Origin of the sequence: Herbidospora cretacea, assembly GCF_001570605.1 — a bacterium.
In the GTDB taxonomy this organism is placed as follows: Bacteria; Actinomycetota; Actinomycetes; order Streptosporangiales; family Streptosporangiaceae; genus Herbidospora; species Herbidospora cretacea.
Genome location: NZ_BBXG01000005.1, coordinates 245,469 through 259,183 on the forward strand (window position 1 = coordinate 245,469; position 13,715 = coordinate 259,183).

The following is a 13,715-nucleotide window of genomic DNA, read 5'->3' on the forward strand; positions in this document are numbered from 1 at the left end:
GTGACCCCCACCCTCCTGGACACCCGGCGCATCGACCATCTGCTCGACGGCTTCGACGCGGGCGACACCGAGATCACCCTCGTCGGGCTGGGCAGCGGCGGCGCGTCGCTGCTCCAGCCGCTCGTCATGTCCGGCCTGCGCCGGTGGCACCTCTTCGACCCCGACGTGCTGGAGCCGGTGAACCTGGTCAAGCACCCGGCGCCCAGGTCGTCGCTGGGCCGTCCCAAGGTCGAGATCGCGCGCGAGTGGATCCTCGACCGCAATCCCGGCGCGGAGGTGCGGGCGCACCAGGCCGACGTCATGTCGGCGGAGGCGTTCGACGCGGCGGCGCTCTCCTCCAAGCTGGTGATCTGCGCCGTCGACGACCCTGTGGCCCGGGGCTGGCTCAACGCCCGCTGCGTGGAGCTGCGGCTGCCCTGCCTCACCGGCTCGGTCATCCGGACCGGCCTCGGCGGCCAGGTCTATCTGTACGTCCCCGGCCAGACCGGCTGCTTCAGCTGCATGCAGCTGGTGGCCGACCGCAACCAGGCCAACCTCGAAGACGTCCTCGACCTCACCGAGGAGGAGCGCCACCACCGCTACGGCCTGGGCGACAGCCACTTCACCACCTCGGGCCTGGCCGTCGACATCGCGATCGTGGCCTCGCTCCAGGCCCACATGGCGTGGAGCGTCGTGCTCGGGGGCCGGTCGCGGTACGTCCCGAGGCTCAACTTCAACTGGATGACGATCGGGATCCGTCCGGAGAAGGGGGTCTTCACCTCCCACTACCAGACCAAGCGGCTCCTGGTCCAGGCGCAGCACGACTGCCTGCTCACGTGCGGGGGCGAGCGGGCGTGACCGGTTTCAGGGGCCTGACCCGGAGGCCGCGGCAGGACGCCGGCCTGGTGCGCCTGCGGCTGGAGCTGCACGAGGACGTCGTCGCCCGGGCGCTCGACGAGATCCGCGCCAACCCCGGCATCGAGGTCGGCGGCAAGTTCGTCGGCTTCGTGGAGGGCGGCTTCTCCGCCGGTTCGGAGCGGTGGCGTGACGACCTGGCCGAGCTGCGCGTGATCGTGGTCGCCTACCTCGACGCCGGCCCCGGCAAGGACCGGACGGCCGTCCACCACCTGTCCGACACCGACTACCAGTTCCGGCTGTTCCAGGAGGTCGCCAGGGACGTCCCGGACCTGCACTTCCTCGGCATCTGGCACAGCCACCACCCCAACGGCCTCGACACCCTGAGCCAGGGCGACGAGCGGACCGGCGCGGTCACCGTCAACAACCCCGGCCACGAGCACGACTTCCTGCTGTCGTCGCTGGCCGTGGACTTCGCCGGGCTGACGGGTGGGCGTCACTTCGTCTTCCTGCGCGGCCGGCCGGGGTTCCTGGAGATCGACCCGGCCGACGTGACGGTCGTCCAGGGCCCGAACCCGGTCGCCAACCGGATCGCCGAGATCGCCGGCCGCCTCCGGCCGGAACCGCCTGACGGCGGCGTGACGTGGGCGCGGACCGCGGCCGGGAAGGCGGTCCTGCTGGAGGACCGGATCTGGCTGGCCCGCTATCCCGGCCTGCGGCCGTTCCTGCGGCGGGGCTTGATGGTCTGGCGCGGCCGCATCGACCTGTCCGGCACCACCGCCGACTGCGAGTACGTCTATCCCGAGGACTTCCCCGCGACGCCGCCGATCGTGGACGTGCGGACCAGCGACGGGGCCAACGCCGTCCGCTACACGCTGCCGTCGGCGGCGCAGCGGGAGAGCGGCTTCCACTTCGCGCTGTCCCGGCTCACCGACCTCATCACCGGCGGCCGCGTCACCTGGGACGACACCTGGGACGAGGAGAACGGCCCGGAGGAGAGGCCCCCGGGCCGCGATCTCTAGGTTCAGGCGCTCGCGCGCAGCGCCGTGTCGGGGAACAGGTCGTCGAAGACGGCCTCGCGGTCGAACTGCATCGCCCAGTCGCGGGCCCGCACTTCCAGGTCCCGGCGTTCGGTGCCGTTCATGTCGAGCACCACCCGGTCGATGGCGGCGGCGATCCCGGCCACGTCGCCCTGCTCGACGATGATCGCCGTGTCGCCGACCGCCTCCAGCGTCCCGCCGGTGTCGGTCGTGATGATCGGGCCGCCCCCGGCGAGCATCTTCTCGGCCAGGGCGATGCCGAACGTCTCGACGAAGTCGGGCTCGGGCTTGGTCGGCAGCACGTAGGCCGCGCTTCCCCGCATGAGCAGGGGCTTCTCGTTGTCGTCGACGTCGGTGAGGACGACCACGTGCTCGTCGCCCGCCGCGATCGCCTGCACCTGCGCCAGGGCGGTGCCGGTGCCGGTGACCACGAGCTTCACCTTCTCCCGGCTGCGCGCCTGGCGGAAGGCGGCCAGCAGGTCGAAGATGCCCTTCGCGGGCGTGACCCGGGACAGGAACAGCAGGTAGTTGTCCCTTTCCAGGCCCCGGCGCGCGAGGGCGGCGTCGACCAGCGCGGGGTCGGGGTCGAGGAACGCCGAGGAGTCGATCGGCGGGTAGCTGACTGTCACCCGGCGGCGGCACTGCTCCGCGAAGGAGGTGCCGACCTGGGCGTCGACCAGCGCGGCCGAGTCGATGATCTCGTCACGGGTGTAGTCGGAGACCGCGACGACCTCGTCGTTGGACAGGAACGTGGTGAACAGGGCGGTGGCCGCGCCGAAGCGGTTGTCGCGCAGGCAGTTGCGGATGACGTTGGTGACGTCGGAGCCGACCGCCTTGGCGATGGTGTGGACGTCGGGGGCGAACCCCGCCGCCCTGGCCGCGTTGACGGCGTCGAGCACCACGTTGGCGTGGGGCACGGTGTACATCGACAGGCAGGTCGTCGGCACCGGCTCGGCCAGCAGTTCGACCAGGCGCCCGGTGAGGCCGGCCAGGTGACGGCCGTCGGGAACCCGGTAGTCGCCGACCGGTTCGGGGCGTTCGACGGTGATGCCGGGGCTGTAGGGCAGCAGCCGGTCGAGAGGCTTGAGGGGCAGGCCGGCCGCTTGGAGAGCCGGAATGGGCCAGGTCAGCAGCCTGACGTCGTCGTAACCTCGGGTCAGCGCCACTTCGGCGAGGTTACGGGCCTCGCCGGAATGGCCGCAGATGACCGGATCGGCCCTGACGACGATCACAAGGCGGCGACGGGGGTGGGTCATCGAAACTCCTCCGGTGTCGCGGGGGGATCGGACAGGGACGGCGGGCGGACACCCCGTCCCCATCCCGATGGCTCGGGGCCGAGTCGCAGGTGCAGTCTGCCGCCGCGGTGGACGGTGGCAGCGGTCAGGTGCGCGGCATGCAGCGGGCGCCCGTCGAGGGTCGCCGACTGGACGTATTGGACCGGGGGCTCGCGGTCGGCGCCGTCGGAGCTGATCGGCGCCTCGTTGAGGCCACTGGCCTCGATGACGAACTCGCCTTCTCTTACCCTCAGGACCGACCGTTCGAACGCGGGCGCGTTGATCAGGAAGAGGTTCTGCCCGGCGACCGGGAACAGCCCGAGCGACGCCCAGACATACCAGGAGCTCAGACCGCCGGAGTCGTCGTTTCCCGGCAGACCGCCCGGGCCGGTGCCGAACTGCCACGTCAGCGCCGAGTTGATGATCTCAGCGGTACGGTCAGGGCGTCCCGCGTAGTGATAAGCCCATGGGGCCTCCATGTCGGGTTCGTTGTTCAGGCCCTCGAAGCGGTTGAGGGCGTATCCGGCGGCCATCTCGGCGATCTGCGGGCGCTGGCCGGCCTGCTTCACCGGGGCGGCGCCGTAGCCGAAGAACTGGTCGAGCTTGGCGATGAACTCCTGGTCTCCCCCGGCCAGCGCGATGCGGGCGGCCATGTCGTGGAGCAGCCGGAAGGAGTAGTTCCACTTGCCGCCCTCGTAGAACTCCGAGTCACGGAGCAGGCCGGTGCCGGGGTCGAAGGCGTTGACCCAGCCGTTGGCGCGGCGGGCCAGGTCGTCGGCGAGCTTGGTGTCGTTGAGCGCGCGGGCGAGCTGGGCGGTCAGGTGGTGACCGTAGGCCAGGTCGAGGGTGTGGGTGATCGGGTGGACGACGCCGTGCTCGAAGAAGTCCTCGCCGTACATCCGCCGCAGGTCGTCGGTCATGTGGACGAGCGCCCAGCTCCAGTCGAGGTCGGGCAGGCCGAGGGCGTGGGCGTCGGCGAGGGCGGTGTGGGCCAGCGCGCTGCCCTGGCGGAAGAACCGGTCGGCGCCGCGGGCCATGCGGTAGCCGATCGGGAAGTTGCCCTCCTCCTCGCAGACCCGGATCAGCGACTCGAGGAGCCCCGCCGCGCGGTCGGGCGCGATGGCCATGAGCAGCGGGAGCTGGGTCTTGTAGATGTCCCACATCGTGCAGACGTCGAAGGCGTAGGGGCCGGGCGAGGGCCAGAACGGGCTCTCGTCGTCGACGATGCACGGCTTGATCAGGGAGTGGTAGAGCGCGGTCGAGTAGACCGTCCGGCGGGCCGGGGTGCCGCCCTCGACCTTGACGCGGTCGAGGTGGTCGCCCCACCGGGCGCGGGTGCGCAGCTTGACGATGTCGAACGCCGACTGGCCGGTGCCGCACTCGCGTTCGAGGTTCTCCCTGGCCTGGTCGCAGCCGCGCAGCGAGAAGCCCATGCGGACCTCGATGGTCTGCCCGGCCGTCGTGGGGCCCATGTAGAGCATGCCGAAGGGGCGCAGCGTGGTGTGGCGGATGCTGTCGAAGTCGAGGCGGGTGCCGCCGTCGATCAGCCGCCGGTCGTACCAGAGCATCTGGCGCCAGCCGGGGGCCTCGACGTCGACGTAGACCGACAGCGGCACGCCCTCCATGACGACGGTGCCCTGGACCCGGCCGTGGCCGATGTTCTCCACCTGCGCGCGCAGCGGGACGGTGCGGCCGAGCTCGATCGCCAGCCCGCCGCACGACAGGTCGACGACCACGCGGGCGCTGCTGTGCTGCGGGAAGGTGTAGCGGTGGACCGCCACCCGCTGGCCGACCGTGACCTCGCAGCGGATGCCGGTGTCGAGGGTGGCGGCGTAGTAGCCGGGCGAGGCCTCCTCGTCGAGCAGCGGCCACGACTGACCGAGGTCGTCGAGGGGCTGCACCATCGGGGTGACCCGCACGTAGTTGTAGTACTTGCGGATCGCGCCGGTGCCCGACTGCTGGAAGTGGGTGAACCCGCTGGCCTGGAGGCGGTCGAACATCGCCTCGGGCACGCCTTCGGTGTTCTTGGCGTAACGACCGTAACCGGTCGGATAGGCACCGGAGTAGGCACAGGCCGAGACCATGCCGAGAGGTGAGGTGGCCCCGGGGTGGGTGTTGCCCACCTGCGGTTTCGGCCACCACCACGTGGCGGCCAGACCGCCCGCCGGGGGCAGGTCGGTGGCCGCGGTGCCGATGAAGGGATCAACGTTGTCGAGAATGCAGGAACACTATCCGGCCCCAGCCCAGCCTTAGGTTTCGGCGAGGTGAAATCCTTCGTTCACCTCCCTAAAAACCCGTCGTGACCTGCACCCTTGAGCGACCGCTCAAATCGATCTACACTCCGTTTTGAGCGACCGCTCAAACGGGAGGTGCCGTGTACGTCGAGACGCTCGTCCGCGCCGATCCCGGCGAGCTGTGGCGGCTGACCCAGGACCCGGCACTGCACACCCGCTGGGACCTGCGCTTCACCGAGATCCGGCCGATCGACGCCCGCCGCTTCCGCTACCGGTTCACCGTGATCGCCGGCGAGGGGGTGACGGTGGCCGACCGGTCGCGGGGGATCTCCACGCTGCGGTTCTCCTCCGGCGACCCGCGTTCGCCGATCCGCTCGGGCTCCGGCTACTGGCGCTACGTGCCGGTCCGCGCGGGCGTGCGGTTCCTGACCCGGTACGACTACACGCCCCGGCACCCCGGCCTCGACCTGATGGTCCGGCCGCTCCTGTGGTGGGCCACCGCGTGGTCGTTCGACCGGCTCCGGCTCTGGCTGGAACGGGGCCGCCGTCCCGAGTTCGCCCTGCTCCAGGCGGTCGCCGAGGCGGCCGTCCGGGTGGCCGCGGTGGCGTGGGCGCACTCGTTCTGGGTCGCCCTGGCCGCGGTCGCCCTCCCCCATCTCCCGACCACCCCCTCGGCCCGGCGCTGCCGGTTCAGGGACAAGGAGCGACGATGACCTCGATCTTCCGGCGGGCCATGGGGCCCGTGTTCGAGCGGCTGCACCCCGAGTTGCGGAGGCGTTTCGACGTGGGCGTCGAGGAGCGGCGGGGCTGTGTCGGGACGGGGGTGATGGACCGCGTCTGGCACAGTCCGCTGGTGCGGCCGTTCCTGCTGGCGGGGGCCGCGCGGAACGTGCTGGTCCCCGACAGCGGCCGGAACGTGCCGTTCCGGATCGAGAATCTCCCGTACGTCGACTCGCACGGCCGCGAGACCGTCACCTTCGTGCGGACCTTCGAGCTGCCGCGCCGGACGCGGCGGTTCGACGCGACGATGGTCTACGACGCGGCGGGCGGCCGGATCGTCGACTTCCTGGGGTCCTGCCAGCATCTGGCCACCGACCTGGCGTTCTCCGACGACGGCGCGGGCGGGCTGGTCATCCGGTCGGGTGAGCTGCGGTTCTCCGAGGGGTGGGTGTCGTGCCGGGTGCCCCGGCTGATCACCGGGCGGGCGGTGGTGCGGGAGTCCTACGACGAGGGAAGCGGGCGGTTCCGGATCCGGGTGACCGTGGCCAACCCCCGGTTCGGGCCGCTGTTCGGCTACCGGGGGACCTTCGCCGCCGCCTACGTCGACATGGCCGAGCACGGCGTGCCCGCTAGGGTGAAGCCGCGCCGCGAACAGGCGCGCCTGTGAGCGAGGAGAGCCGATGGGAGACACCCGCGCCAAGCTGCTCGAGGGAGCGGTGGAGACGCTGCGGACCCGGGGCATCGCGGGCGTCTCGGCCCGGTCGATCGCGGCGGCGGCGGGGGTCAACCAGGCGCTGGTGTTCTACCACTTCGACGGGGTCGACGACCTGCTCGCACAGGCGTCCAGGCACGCCGCGGAGCAGCGGGTGGCCGCCTACCGCGACCGGTTCGCCGCGGTCACCTCGATGAAGGAGCTGCTCGACCTCGGGCGCGCCCTCCACGTCGAGGAGCGCGACGCGGGCAACCTGGCGGTGCTGGCCCAGATGCTGGCGGGCAGCCAGACCGACCCCAAGCTCGCCCCGGCCACCGCGATCGGCCTCGAACTGTGGGTGACGGAGATCGAGGAGGTCGTCCGGCGGGTGCTGGCGGGCGGCCCGCTGGCCGAGTTCGTCGACGTCGGCGGCCTGGCCAGGGCGGTCGCCGCCGGTTTCGTCGGGCTGGAGCTCTACGAGGGCGTCGACCGGGCCGGCGCCGACCGCGCGCTGGCGGCGCTCGAACAGCTCGCCGACCTGGTGACCGCCCTCGACGACATGGGCCCGCTGGCGCAGCGCGCGGTCCGGGCCGGGCTGCGCCGCTCTACAGGTCGCGGCGCCTGAACACCAGGGCCGCCAGACCCAGCACCAGCAGGGTCCAGGCGACCGTCCAGGCGAGATAGGCGGCCGTCAGCGGCGTGTCACTGAGGAACGGGAAGCCGCCCCGGACGGCGGGCCCGCCGAACTGGAGCAGCGCGGTGGAGTCCTGGAAGGCGTACATCGCGGCCCGCCACAGCCCGTCGGTCGGCAGGATGACCTGCGAGACGGTCCCGACGGCGGCCACGCTGTCGTTGCCGAGCCCCCGGCCCACTCCCCCGACGACGCCCGCGATCCAGGTCGCGCCGAACAGGCCGACCGCGACCACGCCCGACGCCATCGGGGAGATCAGCGTCGAGAACAGCAGCCCCAGCGTCAGGAGCACCGCCGTCTGGAAGGCGAGCAGCGCCAGGCCGGTCACCGGGCTCGTGGGCCAGTAGCCGGTGGTGACGTACACGATCACGAACTGGGCCACCCCGGCCAGGGCCACGAAGCCGCCGCCGAAGGCGACCAGGCCCAGCCACTTGCCGGCCAGGACCGTCGACCGGCGGATCGGCCGGGCCATGATCGACAGGGCGACGCCCGACTCCATCTCGCCCGAGAGGGTGGGCCCGGCGAGGAAGGCGGTGCCGAGGGCGGCGATCAGGCTCAGCCCGAACATGACCAGGTTGAGCAGCTGCGAGGCGATCAGCCGCAGTTCGCCGCTGGTCAGCTGCGCGCCGTCGAACTCCTTGGTCACGAGGGTGTGGAAGCCCCACGCCGACAGGCCCAGCAGCAGGACCGTCAGCACGGCCAGCGCCCGCAGCACCTTGCGCCGCGACGCCTCCCGCAGGGTGAGGGCCGCGAAGGTCAGTACGGTCATCGGTCGCTCCCCAGGATGTCGAGCAGGCGGTCCTCCAGGCTGACGCGGCCGGGTTCGACCGCGTGGACCCGCACCCCCAGTGCGACCAGGTCGGCCACCAGGTCGGGGATCAGGTCCACGCCGGGCTCGGTCAGCGCGACCGTGATCGTCTCCCCGTCGCGGCTCACCGGACCGGCCTGGGCGAGACGGGCCTCCGCCTCGGGGGTGAGCTTCTCCAGCCGCAGCCGCACCTCCGAGCGCCCGAGCAGCTCCTCCAGCGTGCCCGAGGCGGCGACGCGGCCCTTGTCGAGGATGACCACGCGGTCGCAGACCCGCTCGACCTCGCCGATGAGGTGCGAGTTCAGCAGCACGGCCACCCCGCGCTCCTTCAGGGAGAGCACGATGTCGCGGACGTCGGCCCGCCCCACCGGGTCGAGCGCGCTGGTCGGCTCGTCGAGCACGACGAACTGCGGGCGCGCGACGAGGGCGACGGCCAGGCCGAGGCGCTGCTGCATGCCCTTGGAGAACCCGCCGACCCGGTCGCCGGTCCGTTCGCCGAGCCCGACCAGGCCGAGGGTGTCCCGGCGTTCCTTCTCCGGCACGGCCGCGCCCGCGAGTCTCACGTGCAGGTCGAGGACCTCCTTCGCGGTCAGCCAGGGCTGGTAGCGGAAGAGTTCGGGCAGGTAGCCGACCTCGGCGCGGGCCTTCGGGTCCTTGACCGGACGGCCGAGCAGCATCACCTCGCCCGCGTCGGGGCGGACCAGGCCGAGCATCATCTTGATGACGGTGGTCTTCCCGGCGCCGTTCGGGCCGAGCAGCCCCAGCACCTCCCCACGGGCGACGGAGAACGACACGCCGTCGACGGCGGTCCTCTTCCGGTAGCGTTTGCGCAGGCCGGAGGCCCAGACGGCGTTCATCGCAGCTCCCTGGCGACGGTGAGGACCTCATCGGCGGTCAGCGCGCCGGCAACAGCGTTGATCTGCCCGTCCTCGACCCAGACGACGCCGTTCATGCCGCCCGTGGTGACCAGGGTCGCGGGCCGCCCGCCGACGTCGGCGGGTGAGGTCTGCTTCTCCTCGACCGAGGAGAACAGCGGCAGCGTCTCGCCGCCGGAGAAGGCGCGCAACTGCGCCGCGACGTCGTCGGGGATGAACGTCAGCGACGTCAGGTAGTCGCGGACGGTCGCGAACGGCACCCCCGAGGAGTACACCGTGGGCGCGGTCACCCGCGCCACGACCAGGGCGGGGACCTCGTGCTCCGACGCCCAGACGGCGGCCGCCCCCGGGCCCGCCGACAGCATGAACCGGCTCCCGTCGAGGCCCGGCGGCGCGGGCGGGGCGGTCGCGCCGGCCTTGGCGGCGGTCCGGGCGGTCTTGGCGGCGGAGAAGGTGAACGTGCCGCCGGCCTTGTCGATGACGAAGTAGCCGGGCTCGCCCGTCACCCCGCGCGGCAACTCGCGGGGAAGCCTGAGCTCGGCGGCGTCGACGGGACGTACCGACAGCTTCTCGGTGATCCGGAGATCGCCGAACTCCTCCAGCTCCGGGAGCTTGGCCAGTTCGGCCTGGGGCGCGGTGATCGGGGCGATCCGCTCGGTGTGGAAGATCTGGAGCCAGTCGGCGGCGGCGGCCGCTCCGGCGCCGGTCAGCAGGACGGCCGCGCCCGCGATGGCCACGACGGGGCTGCGCAGGCGGGTGCGCCAGCGGCTCGTCACCCGCATCCTGGGGCGCGGTCCGGCGGCGGAAAAGCGGGTCCAGGCGGTGTCGACGTCCACCTCGAAAGCGGTGTCCAGCGCGGCGGCGGCGAAGGCCGCGTCGGCGCGGGCCCCATCCAGCCCGTCCTGGCAGATCGGGCAGTCGGCGATGTGGGCGCGGTCGGTGTCGGCGACCCCGTCCGGCTCGTCGAGGAGCCGGCGCAGCGTGCCGTCAGTCGGATGACGCATGACGGTTCAACTCCTTGCGCAGAGCGGACTCGGCCCGTCGCACGATCGTGCCGACGCTGCCGGGAGAAAGATCGAGGGCGGCGGCGACCTCGGCGTAGCTGAGGCCGCTGTGCCGCAGGACCAGGGCGACCGCCTGACGGCGCGGCAGCGTGGCCAGCGCCGCGCGGACGCGGCGACGCTCGTCCCTGGTCACGACGGCGTCGGCGATGTCGGGGGCGACGGTCTCGCCGGGGGCGTTCTCCTCCCGGGCGGCCCGGCGGCGGCCCGACCGCAGGTGGTTGAGCGCGGTGTGCGCGGCGGCCACCGCCAGCCATCCGGCCGCCTCACCCGCGGGCACGGTGGAGCGGCCGAACGCGAGGAACACCTCCTGCGCGACGTCCTCCGCCTCGTCCCGCGACCCGAGCACGCGGGCCGCGACCGCGACGACACGCGGATAGGCGGCCCGGAACACCTGCTCCAGGTCGGCCCGGACCGGCGGATCGGACCCCACGACGACGTCCCTTCCGACGCTTACCTGTACGACGTTCACATAGGTAGAGCACCGCCCGGCGCCCCGTTGTGACACGTCTCCCAGTGGACCGCCCAGCGGGCTCCAAGAGCGCTTTCAACGCGCCCCAAGTGACGTGATCCAGAGTTCTCGTCGAGACAACGAGGAACTGGAGAGAACACGATGTTCACGAAGGCCGTGCCGGTGGCCACCGCCGCCTTGGCCGCCCTGGCCCTGCTCCCGGCGACCCCGGCGAGCGCCGCGGACCACGACGTCAACGTCTACCGAGGCTACGTCGGGACGGTCCGCGAACCGGGCAGCAGCTTCATGTGCCCGCAGGACGAGGTGATGATCGGCCGCGCGCACACCGGCGACGAGACCGGCAACACCACCTACTACTGCGGCATCGTCGTGATCGACGGGACGCGGGTGGAGGCGCTGTACACGCCCTACAAGGTCACCGTGAAGGAGAGCGGCGGCAAGTACACCGTCCCCGACGGTTACGCGCTCGTCGGCCGCTCCCACTACGGCGACGAGAACGGCTCCACCACCTACTACGCCAAGAAGCTCGAATGGCGCGGCCAGAGCCTGCGGATCCTCTACCGCCAGTGGACGGCCGACATGAAGGAGAGCAAGCACGCCTCCATCGCGCCGGGCGCGGCGATCATGACGGGCCGCTACCACTACGGCGACGAGAACGGCCGCACCGCCCACGAGTACGGAGAGATCCGGGTCCCCTGACCCCCGTACGGACAGAGCCCGTGGCCCCAGGTCACGGGCTCTGCCGCTTTCCGGTCAGAAGGTCTCGCAGCGGCCCTCGACGTTGACGTTCGCGCCGCGCAGCGGGCGGGCCTCGTCGGCGCCCGTGCCGCAGTCGAAGGAGTCGGCGTCGTTGCCGCCCTGGAGCCGGTCGTCGCCGCCCTGGCCGAAGACGCAGTCGTCGCCGCCGTTGCCGGTGATGAGGTCGTCGCCCGAGCGGCCGATGATCAGGTCGTCATCGGGGGTGCCCGCGATCGACGACACGCCCGCGGCGGCCGTGATGACGTTGCGGGCGACGATGTCGCCGCAGGTCCCGACGCCGTTCGCGGTGAGGGTGACCTCGCCGGTCCGGTCGATGCCGGTGACGGCCGCGACCGTGCCGGAGCCCGCGACCTCGGTCAGGGTGACCGAGCCGCCCGCGCCGACGGTCAGCGTGACCGGGGTGCCGTTCACGGCCACCTTCACCACGGCCCGGCCGCTCAGGGCGGTGACGGTGGAGGTCCTGCCGCTTGCGGTCAGGCGGTAGGTGCCGGTGGTGTACTCGACCGTGCCGAAGACGCCGTCGAACTGGGTTCTCGCCGGGTCGGCGCCCGCGCCGACGGTGAGCAGGACACCGGCCGGGCCGGTGTCGGAGACGGTCACCGTACGGCCGCCGCGCGCCAGCACCCTGCCCGACGTGGTGCCCCCGGGCCGGTCGGAGAAGGTCTCGTTGGCCGGGTCGGCGGGCTTGACGTCGACGTCGTCGTCGATGCCGTCGTCATCGGCGTCCAGGTCGAGGACGGTGCAGTTCACCGTGCCGGTGCGCAGGGCGTGGCCGCCGGTGTTGCCGTCGTCGGTCCACAGGACCGGCTTCCGGCCGGCCACGCACTCGGTCTGCGGGGCGACGGCGAAGCCCTCGTTGTTGAGGTTCGGCATGCCCGCCGGGCGGTCGTGGAGGACCGTCGAGGCGAACCTCCCGGAGGCGTTCACGTCGAAGAGGGCGCTGCGGCCCTGGCAGGTGTCGTCGCAGACGACCCAGAGCTTCTCGATCTCGGGGTCGTACGTGAGCTCCATGACGCCCGGGAAGCCGCTGGCGATCGTGGCGACCTTGGTGAAGGCGGTGCCGTTCTGGTCCAGGGCGTAGGCGTAAACGCCGCCGTTGCCCTCGACGCCGACGAAGAACAGGCCGTCGCCGTGGTTCGGGTAGTCGGCCGGTTCGTAGGCCGCGCCGGTCCTCTCGTCGACGAAGCCCTTGGACGTCAGGTAGGAGTCGGGGACCCAGGTGATGGCCTCCAGGCCCGCGTTCGCGCCGACGGTCGGCAGGTCGGCGGTGAGGACCCACTCCTTGGTGGCGGTGAGCGTGGTGTTCACGCCGGTCGGGTCGAAGCGGAGGACGGCCGGGCGGCTGACGCCGCTGACGCCGTTGTCGCGCTCGGTCGAGACGAAGACGCCGCCCGCCGGACCTGCGTTCGTGAGGGTGACGCCCTCGGCGTCGGGGTCGCCGAGACCGGTCGGGAACCTCAGGGGGTGCGTGGTGGCGGGGGCCCACGTGGTGCCGTCCCACTCCAGGCGGTAGAGGGTGCCGGGGCCGTTCCTGACCGCCCACAGCTCGCCCGGCTCCCGGTAGTACAGGCCGCTCATGTTGCCGCCGAGCACGTTCGCGCCGTCGGCCGTGGCGACCTCCGCGCCACCGGGCCACGGCGTGGCGGCCGGGCCGGTCGGGCCGCAGGAGTTGGCCGCGCCCCTGGTGGAGGTGGTGTCGGTGAACGCGCCGGTGCCGTCGGGGCAGCGGCCGTAGGTGCTGGCGGCGTGCGCGGCCCAGGTGTGGGAGTCGACCAGGGTCAGGCCGTCGGCCGAGTAGAGGCGCGCGGAGTCGGCGGCGCCGAGACCGTAGGCGAGTTCGACGTCGACGGGCAGGAAGCCGCCCGGGGCGATCACGCTGCCGGCCGGGATCGGGTAGATGTGGGTGTCGTCGTTGTCCTTGACGATCCAGCCCGACACGTCGACCGGGCTGCCGCCGGTGTTGGTCAGCTCGACCCAGTCACCGGGGGTGCCGCCGTTCGACTCGACCTCGTTCACCTTGATCGACGGAACCGGGTCGGCGGCCCGGGCCTGGGTCACCAGGAGTGGCGCGGCGGTCAACAACGGGACGACTAATGCGACGGTCCGCCGCCAGCTCTTACGCAATGTGGGCTCTCTTCGAACAGGGAACGTGCCAGCAGCTTGGTGCATCCCGGCGACGCCGAGGGAAATGCGGAGCGAACAAGTCCTGGCCCGGAGCGGCGAGGCGATCCCTTGTGCCGGGATGCGGCGGGTTGC

Annotated in this window: 13 protein-coding genes; 6 read left to right on the top strand and 7 right to left on the bottom strand. The window is 72.1% G+C overall.

Annotated features, from left to right (window positions below; all coding sequences use genetic code 11):
- Both AW270_RS12105 and AW270_RS12110 read left to right on the top strand, forming a co-directional pair.
- Window positions 1-837 (top strand): ThiF family adenylyltransferase, encoded by an 837-nt coding sequence (locus AW270_RS12105; protein WP_061293960.1) that lies wholly within the window; start codon window positions 1-3, stop codon window positions 835-837.
- Window positions 834-1,856: a hypothetical protein gene (locus AW270_RS12110; RefSeq protein WP_157521875.1), complete on the top strand. Its 1,023-nt coding sequence runs from the start codon at window positions 834-836 to the stop codon at window positions 1,854-1,856. Before AW270_RS12105 ends, AW270_RS12110 begins: the two co-directional genes overlap by 4 nt.
- A gap of 2 nt (window positions 1,857-1,858) precedes the next feature.
- Here AW270_RS12110 and AW270_RS12115 read toward each other — a convergent pair whose 3' ends face one another.
- Together AW270_RS12115 and AW270_RS12120 are read right to left on the bottom strand one after the other, a co-directional pair.
- Window positions 1,859-3,130, bottom strand: coding sequence for a glycosyltransferase (locus tag AW270_RS12115; RefSeq protein ID WP_061293964.1), 1,272 nt, complete (start codon window positions 3,128-3,130; stop codon window positions 1,859-1,861).
- The gene (locus AW270_RS12120) at window positions 3,127-5,367 is read right to left on the bottom strand and encodes a glycoside hydrolase domain-containing protein (protein WP_061293966.1); all 2,241 of its coding nucleotides are present in this window, start codon (window positions 5,365-5,367) and stop codon (window positions 3,127-3,129) included. The genes AW270_RS12115 and AW270_RS12120 overlap by 4 nt, the downstream gene beginning before the upstream one ends.
- 155 nt (window positions 5,368-5,522) lie before the next feature.
- Between AW270_RS12120 and AW270_RS12125 the strand changes: the two genes are divergently transcribed.
- From AW270_RS12125 to AW270_RS12135, 3 genes are read left to right on the top strand one after another with little or no spacing between them, the layout of a single operon-like run.
- Window positions 5,523-6,095, top strand: coding sequence for a hypothetical protein (locus AW270_RS12125; RefSeq protein ID WP_061293969.1), 573 nt, complete (start codon window positions 5,523-5,525; stop codon window positions 6,093-6,095).
- Window positions 6,092-6,769: a DUF4166 domain-containing protein gene (locus AW270_RS12130; RefSeq protein ID WP_061293970.1), complete on the top strand. Its 678-nt coding sequence runs from the start codon at window positions 6,092-6,094 to the stop codon at window positions 6,767-6,769. Before AW270_RS12125 ends, AW270_RS12130 begins: the two co-directional genes overlap by 4 nt.
- Before the next feature lie 13 nt (window positions 6,770-6,782).
- Window positions 6,783-7,418: a TetR/AcrR family transcriptional regulator gene (locus AW270_RS12135; protein WP_061293972.1), complete on the top strand. Its 636-nt coding sequence runs from the start codon at window positions 6,783-6,785 to the stop codon at window positions 7,416-7,418.
- Here AW270_RS12135 and AW270_RS12140 read toward each other — a convergent pair.
- From AW270_RS12140 to AW270_RS12155, 4 genes are read right to left on the bottom strand one after another with little or no spacing between them, the layout of a single operon-like run.
- The gene (locus AW270_RS12140) at window positions 7,399-8,253 is read right to left on the bottom strand and encodes an ABC transporter permease (RefSeq protein ID WP_061293974.1); all 855 of its coding nucleotides are present in this window, start codon (window positions 8,251-8,253) and stop codon (window positions 7,399-7,401) included. The two genes, AW270_RS12135 and AW270_RS12140, sit on opposite strands and share 20 nt — an antisense overlap.
- A complete protein-coding gene (locus AW270_RS12145; protein WP_061293976.1) occupies window positions 8,250-9,149 on the bottom strand; it encodes an ABC transporter ATP-binding protein in 900 nt (299 codons plus the stop codon). The genes AW270_RS12140 and AW270_RS12145 overlap by 4 nt, the downstream gene beginning before the upstream one ends.
- Window positions 9,146-10,171 carry a hypothetical protein gene (locus AW270_RS12150; protein ID WP_061293978.1) on the bottom strand — a complete coding sequence of 342 codons (1,026 nt, stop codon included), beginning with the start codon at window positions 10,169-10,171 and terminating at the stop codon, window positions 9,146-9,148. Before AW270_RS12150 ends, AW270_RS12145 begins: the two co-directional genes overlap by 4 nt.
- Window positions 10,155-10,661, bottom strand: a complete 507-nt coding sequence (locus AW270_RS12155) for a sigma-70 family RNA polymerase sigma factor (RefSeq protein ID WP_218009191.1) — start codon at window positions 10,659-10,661, stop codon at window positions 10,155-10,157. The genes AW270_RS12150 and AW270_RS12155 overlap by 17 nt, the downstream gene beginning before the upstream one ends.
- 180 nt (window positions 10,662-10,841) lie before the next feature.
- On the opposite strand from AW270_RS12155, the gene AW270_RS12160 reads away from it, so the two are divergent.
- Entirely contained in the window at window positions 10,842-11,399 is a 558-nt protein-coding gene (locus AW270_RS12160) for a hypothetical protein (RefSeq protein WP_061293982.1), read from the top strand.
- A gap of 54 nt (window positions 11,400-11,453) precedes the next feature.
- On the opposite strand, the gene AW270_RS37645 is transcribed toward AW270_RS12160, so the two are convergent.
- Window positions 11,454-13,583, bottom strand: a complete 2,130-nt coding sequence (locus tag AW270_RS37645) for a lamin tail domain-containing protein (protein ID WP_218009192.1) — start codon at window positions 13,581-13,583, stop codon at window positions 11,454-11,456.
- Between the last annotated feature and the right edge of the window lie 132 nt (window positions 13,584-13,715).